7 protein-coding genes are annotated in these 12244 nt (G+C 58.8%); 4 read left to right on the forward strand and 3 right to left on the reverse strand.

The annotated features are described in order from the left end of the window. Window positions 1-9 precede the first annotated feature (9 nt). Together CAF80_RS05680 and CAF80_RS05685 are read left to right on the forward strand one after the other, a co-directional pair. A complete protein-coding gene (locus tag CAF80_RS05680) occupies window positions 10-1230 on the forward strand; it encodes an amino acid deaminase (RefSeq protein WP_074690366.1) in 1221 nt (406 codons plus the stop codon). Continuing rightward, entirely contained in the window at window positions 1230-2165 is a 936-nt protein-coding gene (locus CAF80_RS05685) for a sugar kinase (protein ID WP_074690368.1), read from the forward strand. The genes CAF80_RS05680 and CAF80_RS05685 overlap by 1 nt, the downstream gene beginning before the upstream one ends. Before the next feature lie 49 nt (window positions 2166-2214). On the opposite strand, the gene CAF80_RS05690 is transcribed toward CAF80_RS05685, so the two are convergent. Together CAF80_RS05690 and CAF80_RS05695 are read right to left on the reverse strand one after the other, a co-directional pair. Beyond that, complete coding sequence (locus tag CAF80_RS05690; protein WP_007952044.1) at window positions 2215-2490, reverse strand: peptidylprolyl isomerase; 276 nt, start codon at window positions 2488-2490, stop codon at window positions 2215-2217. A gap of 50 nt (window positions 2491-2540) precedes the next feature. After that, complete coding sequence (locus tag CAF80_RS05695; protein ID WP_074690370.1) at window positions 2541-5078, reverse strand: PAS domain-containing sensor histidine kinase; 2538 nt, start codon at window positions 5076-5078, stop codon at window positions 2541-2543. Window positions 5079-5205: 127 nt separating this feature from the next. Here CAF80_RS05695 and CAF80_RS05700 point away from each other — a divergent pair, with 127 nt between their 5' ends. Both CAF80_RS05700 and CAF80_RS05705 read left to right on the forward strand, forming a co-directional pair. Beyond that, a complete protein-coding gene (locus tag CAF80_RS05700) occupies window positions 5206-6315 on the forward strand; it encodes a PilT/PilU family type 4a pilus ATPase (RefSeq protein ID WP_085666970.1) in 1110 nt (369 codons plus the stop codon). A 133-nt stretch (window positions 6316-6448) separates the two neighbouring features. Beyond that, the gene (locus tag CAF80_RS05705; protein WP_074690372.1) at window positions 6449-10216 is read left to right on the forward strand and encodes a hypothetical protein; all 3768 of its coding nucleotides are present in this window, start codon (window positions 6449-6451) and stop codon (window positions 10214-10216) included. 38 nt (window positions 10217-10254) lie between these two features. Here the strand turns inward: CAF80_RS05705 and CAF80_RS05710 are convergent, their stop codons facing one another. After that, window positions 10255-12210, reverse strand: coding sequence for an acetoacetate--CoA ligase (locus CAF80_RS05710; RefSeq protein WP_074690374.1), 1956 nt, complete (start codon window positions 12208-12210; stop codon window positions 10255-10257). Window positions 12211-12244 lie beyond the last annotated feature (34 nt).

A 12244-nucleotide genomic window follows, 5' to 3' on the forward strand; every position in this document is an offset into this window, starting at 1 on the left:
AGTTCGACCATGACGACTGCCAACAACACTGCTGCCGTGGAAAAGGGCGATGCCGCCATCGGCGCACAACTGGTGCGTGACATCAGCCTGCCGGCGCTGGTGCTGCACCGCGAAGCGCTGGAGCACAACATCCGCTGGATGCAGAAATTCGTCAGCGACAGCGGCGCCGAACTCGCGCCCCACGGCAAGACCAGCATGACCCCGGCGTTGTTTCGTCGTCAGCTCGACGCCGGCGCGTGGGGCATCACCCTGGCCAGCGCCACCCAGACCCGCGCCGCATACGCCCACGGCGTGCGCCGGGTGCTGATGGCCAACCAATTGGTCGGTACGCCGAACATGGCGTTGATTGCCGATCTGTTGGCGGCCGATTCGGGCTTCGATTTCTATTGCATGGTCGACCACCGGGACAACGTCGCCGATCTGGGCGCTTACTTCGCGTCGCGTGGCGTGCGGCTGAACGTGATGATCGAGTACGGCGTGGTCGGTGGCCGTTGCGGTTGCCGCAGCGAGCAGGAAGTCATCGAACTGGCCAAGGCCATTGCTGCACAACCGGCGCTGGCCCTGACCGGCATCGAAGGTTACGAAGGCGTGATCCATGGCGATCACGCTGTCACCGGCATTCGTGAATTCGCGGCTTCGCTGGTGCGCCTGGCGGTGCAGTTGCAGGACAGCGGCGCGTTCGCTATCGCCAAGCCGATCATCACCGCGTCGGGTTCGGCCTGGTACGACCTGATCGCCGAATCGTTCGAGGCGCAGAACGCTGGCGGGCGTTTCCTCAGCGTGTTGCGTCCCGGCAGTTACGTGGCCCACGACCATGGCATTTATAAAGAGGCGCAGTGCTGCGTGCTCGATCGTCGCAGTGACCTGCACGAAGGGCTGCGTCCGGCGCTGGAAGTCTGGGCCCACGTGCAGTCGATGCCCGAGCCTGGCTTTGCCGTGATTGCCCTGGGCAAGCGTGACGTGGCGTTCGATGCCGGGATGCCGGTGCCCTTGCTGCGTTACAAGGCCGGTGTGCTGCCAGCGGTGGGCGACGATGTCGGCGCCTGCAAGGTGACGGCAGTGATGGACCAGCACGCGTTCATGACCGTGGCGCCCGGCGTGGAATTGCGCGTCGGCGACATCATTTCCTTTGGCACTTCGCACCCGTGCCTGACCTTCGACAAGTGGCGCGTAGGGCTGCTGGTGGACGAGCAGCTGTCGGTGATCGAAACCATGGAAACCTGTTTCTGATGAACACGCTCAGTCCGTTGGGTCCGAACACCCCGCGCATCGCCCTGATCGGCGAATGCATGATCGAACTCCAGCAACGTGCCGATGGCAGCCTGCAACAGAGCTTTGGCGGGGACACGCTGAACACGGCGGTGTATCTGTCCCGCGCCATGGGCGACAAGGCGCAGGTCGATTACGTCACGGCGCTGGGTGACGACAGCTTCAGTGATGCGATGTGCCGCAGTTGGGCCGATGAAAACATTGGCTTGGATCTGGTTCAGCGTTTGCCCGGTCGCCTGCCGGGCCTGTATTGCATCCAGACCGACGCTGCCGGGGAGCGCCGCTTCCTTTACTGGCGCAACGAAGCCGCCGTTCGCGACTGCTTCACCACGCCGGCGGCTGCGCCGATTCTGGCGGCGCTGCCGGATTATGACGTGTTGTATTTCAGCGGTATCACGCTGGCGGTACTCGGCGCACAGGGTCGGGAAAAGCTGATTCAAACCTTGATCGAAGCCCGTCAGCGTGATACGCGAATCGTCTTCGACAACAACTATCGGCCGCGTTTGTGGGCATCGGTGGAGGAGGCGCGGACGGCGTATCGCAGCGTGTTGCCCCATGTCGATCTGGCATTGCTGACGGTGGACGACGAGCAGGCGCTGTTCCATTTCGAGGACTGTGACGCGGTGTTTGACGCGTACGCGCAGATTGGCACGCCGGAAGTGGTGCTCAAGCGCGGCGCTGAAGCCTGTCTGATCCGTTGCGACGGGGAAGCGTTTGAAGTTCCGGCGCAGAAGGTCGAAAAGGTGGTGGACACCACGGCGGCGGGGGATTCGTTCAGTGCGGCGTATCTGGCGAGTCGCTTGTCGGGCGCAAGTCCTGCGCAGGCGGCGGAGGCGGGACATCGTTTGGCCAGTCAGGTCATTCAAGTGCCTGGGGCGCTGATCCCCAGGGATTGATGCCGATTCCTGAAGGCGCTGCCGAAAGCCGCGCCTTCAGGGCACTGGATCAATCGCGGTAAAACACCTGCACCAGGTGATACCCGAATTTGCTCTTGATCGGCCCGTGCACCGTGCGCAGCGGCTTTTTGAAGATCACCGCATCGATCGCACCGACCATCTGCCCCGGCCGCACTTCACCCAGATCGCCGCCGCGCTTGCCGGACGGACAGGTCGAAAACTTCTTCGCCAGCACATCGAACGCTTCACCATTGGCGATGCGTTGTTTGAGTTTTTCAGCCTCTTCGGCGGTCTTCACCAGAATATGGCGGGCTTGGGCTTTCATCGTGCAATACCTGTAGCGGGGTGACGGCGGGGCGCGGATTATGCCTCAAGTCACGGATTTTGGCTGATCATCGTGCGGATCTTGCCGGCCAGCTGTTCGATGGAAAACGGCTTGGCGACCATGTCCATGCCATCTTCCAGAAAGCCCTGGCGTTCGGCGGCTTTCTGCGCGTAACCGGTCATGAACAATACTTTGAGCCCCGGACGATGCTGGCGGGCGATCTCAGCCATTTGCCGGCCGTTCATGCCCGGCAGGCCGACGTCGGTCACCAGCAGGTCAATCCGCATGTCCGACTCCAGCAGCGGCAGGGCACTCTTGGCGTCTTCGGCCTCATGGGCGCGATAACCCAGCTCCTTGAGCAGATCCATGACCAGCATGCGCACCGCCGGATCGTCCTCGACCACCACCACGTTTTCGCCGGTCGCGGGGGTGGGTGTCTCGCTGACCGTTTCCGCCAATGGCTGCTCAGGTTCCGGCGCGTGGAGGCGCGGCAAGTACAGCCGCACGCAGGTACCCTGGCCAGGCAGGCTGTCGAGGCTGACGTGTCCACCCGATTGCTGGGCAAAGCCATAAATCATCGATAACCCGAGCCCGGTGCCTTGCCCGATGGGTTTGGTCGTAAAGAACGGATCGAACGCCTTGGAGCGCACCGAAGGCGTCATGCCGGTGCCGTTGTCGCTCACCGCGAGCATCAAGTAGTCGCCGGCCTTGACCGGTTCGAGGGTGGTGATGTCGTTGCCGTCGAGGTAGACGTTGGCGGTTTCGATCAACAGCTCGCCGCCGTCGGGCATGGCGTCGCGGGCGTTGATCACCAGGTTGAGCAGGGCGTTTTCCAGTTGGCTGACATCCGTACTGACGGACCAGACATTGTCGGCGAGGCGCAACTTGAGCTCGATCGGATCACCCTTGGTGCGGCGGATCAGGTCTTCCAGCGAGTGGATCAGTTCATTGACGTCGATGGTCTTGCGATCCAGCGACTGACGTCGGGAGAACGCCAGCAGGCGGTGAGTCAGCGCGGCTGCGCGGTTGGCCGAGGACACCGCCGCGTCGGTGAAACGGCCGATCTCATCGGCGCGGCCATTGGCGATGTAGCGCTGCATCAGGTCGAGGCTGCCGATGATGCCGGTCAGCATGTTGTTGAAGTCGTGGGCGATGCCGCCGGTGAGCTGGCCGACCGCTTCCATTTTCTGTGCGTGACGCAGGGCGTCTTCGGCGCGTTCGCGTTCGAACATCTCGTTCTGCAAACGCTGGTTGGCCTGGGCCAGTTGCTCGGTGCGCGCGCTCACACGTTCCTCAAGGGTTTCGTTGAGGTTGCGCAGGGCTTCTTCGGTCTTTTTGCGTTCGGTCTCGTCGATCACGAAGATGTAGAAACCGTTCACCGCACCGTCCGCACCGTGGCGCGGCAGGTAATTCATCAAGGCATGCCGCTGGCTGCCGTCGCGGTGTGGCGTGTACAGGCTGAACGAGCAGGGCCGACCGGCGAGGGCTTCAGCGATGTACGGTGCCCGCAGGAAATAAGCCTCTTCGCCGATCACTTCGCGGATCGTGCGACCGTACAGCTCCTGTGGCGTGAGCCCGTACCAGTCGAGGTACGCGGCGTTGTTCAGGCGAAAGCGTTGTTCGTGGTCGACATAGCTGATCAGGATCGGCATGGCGTTGATGATCAGTTGCAGCTCGGTCTGGCTTTGCCGCAGTGCCTGTTCGGTGTGCTTGCGTTCGGTCAGGTCCAGCGCGGCGCCGAGAAAACGCATCGGCCGGCCATGATGATCCTTGTAGCAGCGCCCGCGCGCGAACACCCAGCGCAGTTCCCCATTGGCTTGCAGCAGGCGATATTCCTCGGCGTATTCGGTGCCGTGGGTAATGCAATGCTTGATACTGCGGGCGATCATTGCGCGGTCTTCGGGGTGCACGCCGTGCAGGTACTCGCTGATCGGCAACTGACCGGCCAGGGCCGGATCGACACCGTGCAACTGGGCGAAATGCGCATCGGCGATGAAGCGGTCTTCGCCGATGTCCCAATCCCAGGTGCCGACCGCATCGGTGGCCGCCAGCGCCAGTTGCAGGCGCTCTTCGCTTTGACGCTGGGCCTTGAGGCTGTCTTCGGAACGTTGCTGCAGTTCCAGGGCGATGCGTCGGCGTTCGTTGGTTTCGATGGCGGTGACCAGAATGCCAGCCACTTGCGCGCTTTCATCGCGGATCGGGCTGTAGGTCAAATCCAGCCAGAAGTCGGAATCCTTGCCGTCCCGTTGCAAGGTGAAGCGACGTTCGCTGTAGGTTCGCACCTGGCCTTGTAGGACTGCGCTGTAAATCGGGTCGGTAAAGTCTCGAAGTTCCGGCCATATCTGGTGTGCCGGCTGTCCGAAAGCGTGCGGATGCTTGCTGCCGGCCAGCAGCGCAAAGCCGTTGTTGTAGATCTGGGTCAGTTGCGGACCCCACAACAGCAGCATCGGCATCGGCGAGTGAATCACGATGTCCACCGCGGTGCGCAAGCTCTGTGGCCAGGTGCCGGAGGCGCCCAGCGGGCTGCGGCTCCAATCGGTTCGGGCAATCAATGCCTGGGCGTCGTTGGTGTTCGGTACAGCGTTCATCACATCAATCCTGAGCATCGGTCGGTGAGGCGGCGTCTACTATCCTAGTGCGGTAGACGCTGTAAGGCCCGTCGCGTCACGACGCACGGTCTTAAGTTCATTGAAAGCTTCGCAGGTGCTTTTGGCCATGGAAATCGACGCATTGCTCAAACAACTGGCGAGCCGCCACGGTTCGGATCTGTTCCTGTCCACGGGCGCGCCGCCCAGTGCACGGTTCGACGGGGTACTGACGCCCTTGAGCGATCAGCCCTTCAAACCCGGCGAAGTAGCGACTGTCGCTGCCTCCCTGATGGACGCCGAGCAGCGCCGGGAGTTCGACCGGGACTTGGAAATGAACCTGGCGATTTCCCGCACTGGCATCGGCCGGTTCCGGGTCAATATCTTCAAGCAGCGCAACGACGTGTCGATCGTGATCCGCAACGTCAAGCTCGATATACCGCGATTCGAAGACCTCAACCTGCCACCGGTGTTACTGGACACGGTGATGCTCAAGCAGGGGCTGATCCTGTTCGTCGGCGCTACTGACTCCGGCAAATCCACCTCGCTGGCAGCCCTGATCGACCATCGCAATCGTCATGGCAGCGGGCATATCGTCACTATCGAAGATCCGATTGAATATATCCATCGACATCAACGTTCGATCATCAACCAGCGTGAGGTCGGTGTCGACACCCGCAGCTTTCATGCTGCGCTCAAGAACACCCTGCGCCAGGCGCCGGATGTGGTGCTGATCGGCGAGATCCGCGATCGCGACACCATGGAGCATGCACTGGCGTTCGCGGAAACGGGTCATTTGGTGCTGTCCACATTGCACGCCAACAACGCCAATCAGGCGCTGGACCGGATCATCAATATGTTTGCCGAAGAGCGTAAGCCGCAGCTGTTGCAGGCGCTGGGCAATAATTTGAAAGCCTGCATCTCGCAACGGTTGGTGCGTACAGTGGCGGGGCAGCGAAGAGCAGCGGTCGAAGTGCTGCTCGGCACGTCTACCGTCGCCGATCTGATACAGGGCGGCGAGTTGGACAAACTCAAACCCATCATGGAAAAGTCCACGGAACTTGGCATGCAAACATTTGACGCAGCGTTGTTTGCGTTGGTGTCGGAAGGCGTGATCAATGAACGGGAAGCCTTGAAGAACGCTGACTCGATTAATAATTTGAAGTTGCGAATTAAACTTTCAGATGGTGCGGATGATGCTCAAGGCTCAGTGTCCGGGAAGTGGGATTTGATGGAATAGTTTTTTGCGTGCGCAAGTTTGTGAAGGGGGTTGGTAACGGAATTTAATGGTTTTAAACTAGACGTTGTTTTTTCGTTTAAGTACAACTTCGTCCGGCTGAGCGAATAAGCTCTTAACTTGATGAGGTTGTAAATTGGATACCGTTAAAAAGAACAAGTTCTTCCGGCCATCGGCCGTTACGCTTGCCGCGTGGAACAAAACATCCAAGGCTGATGCCGATGAACGTCGCGTTGTCCTGGAACAGTTGGAAATTGCGCTGGACAAGTATTCCGATGATCAAATCATCGACTGGTTTGCGCATGAAGTTGAATTGCAGGATGGTTCGTCGCTGTTCCAGATTTACAATCCCGGCATGCTCATGCTTAACAAGCTAGAGGAGTTAGGTGCGGTATTTGGGGCACTTATTCGGGAGGACGCTCGCGATCATGACGGTCTGTTACGCGTTACGGCCGACGGCAAGATGGAAGTCTACGTCGGAAAAAGAGGTTGGGTGGATCTGGTTGCAGCAGGGCACTTTGAATTCACTGAGGAAGTACGTTCAGAAATAAAGCTGATTTCAGATGTGGCTCGGGCGGCAGGCGGTTATATATGGACCGATCTCGCTATTACGCTTGACCAGTGGTTTGAGTTTCATGAAATCGACGTGCCGAAAAACAAGGCGCAGGTCAGCAACCTCATTGCGTTGTTCAAGTTTGATCCTCAAGTAGACGAACCCGCAGACTACTGGGAACATTTTCAAACTGAAGGCCAGACACTGGTAACGTTGTCAGATGAACAGTTTTCGGCCATTCGCCGGGCCAAAGCCAAAGTCATGACGAAAAGCAAGTTACTGACCGCTTTTTATAACGTCACCGGACGCGCCAAGGTCTCCCATGAAAACGCTGCTCAGCGCATTGTCGAGTACGTCAGTTATCCCGTCTCCCAGATTGCTGCCAGGAAGTATCTGCAAGAACTTGGCTGGGTGGGCGAGAACGAACAACTGCCTGTCTCCGATGCCGTTCTCCGGCAGTTCTTGACTACCGCCATATTGCTTGATCTGGATCCCTCGATAGGCCACAGCCATCAGCGCAGGAACATTGGCGGATTTGTTCTGTATTCACCGGACGATATGGATCGTCATCCATCGGTAATACGTGAGCTACTCGCCGATTTTCTTTCGGCCAAGGGATGGGTAGATCGACAGGTGGCTCCCCTGGCTGCGCACTTGCTCCTGGCGCGCACGGCTCCGGAGTTTCTGGTCAGTGATACACCGTCCTCTGTCACCCTGGGATCGATTGCATGGCTCAACCTCAGTCGTGCCGTTGCACTGGTGGAGGCGGTGAAAACGGGTGCGTCGCGAGTATTGAGCTATTCGCAGATCATGGCTTACGCCGATCTCGAACCGGTCAGCGCAGCACAAAAACATTTACGGGATCTGGCTGTGATCGACCCGATCGTCGATTGGGCACTGCTTAACCAGGTAGTGACAGGCACTGAACTTGAACAAGCTGAGGAAGCCACCACTCGACGTGCGATCGATGCGTTCGAACAATACTCGGAGCAACTCGCCCAGATAGCCCGTGCATTCTCGACCCCATTACCCTCCAGAGCAGCCATTGCCCGCGCGGCATTGAAAGTCGCGGCACCGGGCTGTGACACCCTGGACGAAAATGCCCTCTCCGAGCTGGGAGGGCAGCAAGTCATGTCCATGGTCGACCTGCATCAATCGGGCGATCTGGTCACTGGCAAGTGGGACAGGCGCACTGTGCGTCTGGTGACAAACGGGATCCCCAAACCGGCCATCAATTACAACCCCTCGGGTATCAGCCTGTACACGCGCTACCCACAATTATTGAAGCTCACTTCCTGTGACGAGGAGATGGATCGTCAGTTAGCGGTGTATCGGACGGAACTCAACAGCGCCATGTTGTCCACCGTGAAACTGGCGTTGGCGCAGATGCCCGAACCGGATCTGAATGTATTCATGAATGCACAGATAAACTTTCTGACGGTGCGCGGATCAGCGATCTATACCGTTAAACGTCGTGGGCCTGGCCCTTTGGAGATAGAGCAAGATAGAGAAACCCAGCAAACCAGAGACGCTGCGACCGGACGTTTTGGCTTGGTGATGTTCGCTTCTCACGACAACGCCTTCATTTGCTATGAGCTGTTCACCTCGCGTGGAGAATTCCGCAAAAACGACGCGCTGGGTAATTGGATCATTCGCGAGCGAAAACTCGAACAGCGTTCGCGAATGAGTTGGCCGGCAGATCTGACTACTCAAGTGACGCTGACTGACCCGCAAGAACTGCCACTCAATTTGAAATGCTATACCCATGCGGCGGCACCGGACCCTGCGACCACTACCAGCCAGGCAATCCTCGATAACTTTGGTAAGTTGCCCAAGCCCCATACCTCTGCAAATCCCAGGCAGGGTTTATACCAGCGCTTCAACGATCCGAACGTTGCGCGCATTGCCAGGTTCATCGTCGATCACCGTCCGTTCCTGCATGCCCATGAACTCAGAGAGTTGGTGCGCATACCGACGCCACTTGAGCTTTCCCGACAGGAGGGTGAGCGACTGCTCACTTATTTCATCGACCTGGTGGTGCCGTTCAAAAAATGTATTGAGGACATTGCATCCGGCGAACATGACAAGGTAGTAGACGGGATCTACGGTTGTTTGATGGATGGCATTGGCCTGGTGGGAACGGTGGCGGGAGCCGCTTCGAAAGTGGTGAGCATTTCAGCCAAGGCCATTTCCAACACGTCAAAAGCGGCGCGTTTCACCAGGTTGGCCTTTACCTCGGCGATTTCCCTTTTCAATCCGTTCGACGGTGTGCCTTCGGGCCTGCAGAGCGGTGGGAAGCTCGTTCATAAAGGCCTGCTGCGATTCAATAAAAATACGCATGAGATTATCACGAGAGCGAACAGGCAGCTTCACACGATCAGCGGTCGCCGACATTCCTTTGATCTGATCGAAAGCGCCGGTACGCAAGTGGGAGTTGGCAGCTGGCGGCCATGTGGTGTCGCGAGCGACAGCGTTTCGGTACTGGCTGCGCGCAGAGATGGCAAATGGTATGCCTTGAATCGTCGCGGCGACCTTTGGGGCAAGCCGCTGGACGGTTTTTCGTATCGAGCGCCTGTGCAGTTGCCTTATTCCCCTAAAACCCTGCCAGAGAGCTACACGCGCAAGTTCGTCGAGCAGAGTCTGCCGCGCGCTCGAGCGAAAATAGATAACGCCATCAATGTAATCCAGCAACATGACTTCAAAAAAGATTGCAGCCTGGTGATGAAGACATTATTTGGTGACACCTCAGCGGTAGCCACCGATCGCCTGGTGAACTATCTGCGCTTGATCCGCTTCGACTTTGCCGGTTTTTCGATGAGTAACATTGTGCTCGATGGGTTTAAGGAAGACGCCACGCTCGCCGCATTGGACGTGGACAATTACAAACGCTGGAAAAGTTCTGGGTCCAGTAGCGGATCAAATATTGCATTTGTTGAAATCCATACCAAAAATCTCAACAGTCACTTCACAGGTCTGGGCTTCAACCATGATGTGGTGGCCGATGACCTGATTCATGAACTGTTCCATGCAAGCGCTCAAACCGATGATGTCGGCTATGTCACTGATGCAGAGTTCGAAAGTAACGAGGGGCAGCGACTCGATATAACGCCGTTGCTGAATATCGCCATGGGTTGTCTGCCTGTATCGGAGGAAGGCACGGAATGCCATCCTCCGTCCAAGGCATTTGCAAACGCCGACTCTCTGGCTGTGGCGACGTCGCTGCTGAGTCAGGTTTGCACCAACAAGATCACGTTTGACGACAATATGGCGATTATTGGCGGCGCGGTCGACACCAGTGGCGGCAAGCCAATTGTCGAACCGGTGATCATCACGTTGAACAAGCCAGTGTAAGCATGCTGGCTGTCGGTTGATTCAAAACCGCCGCCCGGTCAGGTCGTCAACTCCGGCCGATCCCGAAACTGCTCCAGCGCTTCGGGATTGGCCAGGGCATCGGTGTTTTTCACGGGCTTACCGTGCACGACATTGCGAACCGCCAGCTCAACCACTTTCCCGCTGATGGTGCGCGGAATGTCGGTGACCGCGACGATCTTCGCCGGCACATGGCGTGGTGTGGTGTTGGCACGGATCACCTGGCGGATCTGCTGTTGCAGCGCTTCCTCCAGCGCTACGCCTTCCTTGAGGCGCACGAACAGCACCACACGCACATCATCCTGCCACTGCTGACCGATGGCGACGCTGTCCAGCACCTCCGGGACTTTTTCCACCTGACGGTAGATTTCCGCCGTGCCGATGCGTACGCCGCCGGGGTTGAGCACCGCGTCGGAGCGGCCGTGAATCAGCATCCCGCCGTGAGGCAGTTGTTCGGCGTAGTCACCCTGGGCCCAGACGCCGGGGAACTGACTGAAATAGGATTTGCGCAGCTTCTCGCCATCGGGGTCGTTCCAGAGTCCGATGGGCATCGCCGGGAATGGTCGCGTGCACACCAGCTCACCCTTTTCGCCAATCACCGGTTGCCCCGCGTCATTCCACACTTCCACTGCCATCGCCAGGCTCTTGCCCATGATTTCGCCCCGGCGAACCACTGACATCGGGTTGCCGTTGACGAAGCAGGACACAATGTCCGTACCGCCGGACATCGATGACAGGCACACGTCCGGTTTGAAGTCGCGATAAACGAAGTCATAACTCTGCGGCGACAGCGCGGAGCCGGTGCAAAGCAGGGTTCTCAGGTGGCTCAGGTCGTAGCTTTCGCGCGGCTTGATGCCGCTGCTTTCCAGAGTCGCGAGGAATTTCGGGCTGGTGCCGAACACGCTGACCTGCTCGTCGTCCAGCAACTCCAGCAAGCGCTCGTTGTCCGGATAAAACGGTGAACCGTCATACAGCACCACCGCGCTGCCGACCGCCAGTGCCGAGACCAGCCAGTTCCACATCATCCAGCCGCAGGTGGTGTAGTAGAACAACCGGTCGCCGGGGCCCAGGTCGACATGCAGCCCGTGCTCCTTGACGTGTTGCAGCAGCACGCCGCCGGTGCTGTGCACGATGCACTTCGGCACGCCGGTGGTGCCGCTGGAATACAGCACGTACAGCGGATGATCGAACGGCACCGGGACGAATTGCGGCTCATCGGCCGGTTCATAGAAGTCGTTCCACAGCGTGACGTTGGCGGGCGTCCGGTAATCCGTGACATGGGCGTGGGGGCGCGCGTAAGGGACGATGATCAGCTGTTGCAAGGACGGCAGCTGTTCGAGGATTTCGTTGATCTTGACGGTCTGGTCGATCTCTTTGCCGGCGTAACGGTAACCGGCGCAGGTGATGAGTACTTTCGGTTCGATCTGGCCAAAGCGGTCGATTACGCCGTGGGTGCCGAAATCCGGCGACGAGCATGACCAGATTGCCCCGAGACTGGTGGTCGCGAGCATCGCCACCAGGGTTTGCCAGGTGTTGGGCATGCACGCGGCAACCCGGTCGCCAACGACAACGCCAGAGGCTTGCAGGCTGGCCTGGAACCCGGCGACTTGCTGGGCCAGTTCGCCCCAGGTCAGCAGTTCTCGCTGGCCATTTTCCCCGATAGCGATCACGGCGATGGCATCGTCGCGTCTACTCAGCAGATGCTCGGCGAAATTCAACGTGGCGCCGGGAAACCATTCGGCCCCCGGCATTTTCATGCCTCCACGCAGAACAGCATCGGGCTGGGTGTGAAAACTGATGTCGAAGAAATCCACGATCGCCTGCCAGAACGCTTCGCGCTGGTCGACGGACCATTGGTGCAGGGCCGGGTAGTCGTCGAGCTTCAGGTGGTGGCGCTGATTGATGAAGCGCCGAAAGCCGTCCATGCGGGACCGGGCAATGCGTTTGGCATCGGGCTGCCAGAGAATGTCGGACATGGTTTGCCTCTTATTGTTGGTCAGAAAGCTCCCA

Source organism: Pseudomonas sp. B34(2017) (genome assembly GCF_002112915.1).
Taxonomy (GTDB): Bacteria; Pseudomonadota; Gammaproteobacteria; order Pseudomonadales; family Pseudomonadaceae; genus Aquipseudomonas; species Aquipseudomonas pharyngis.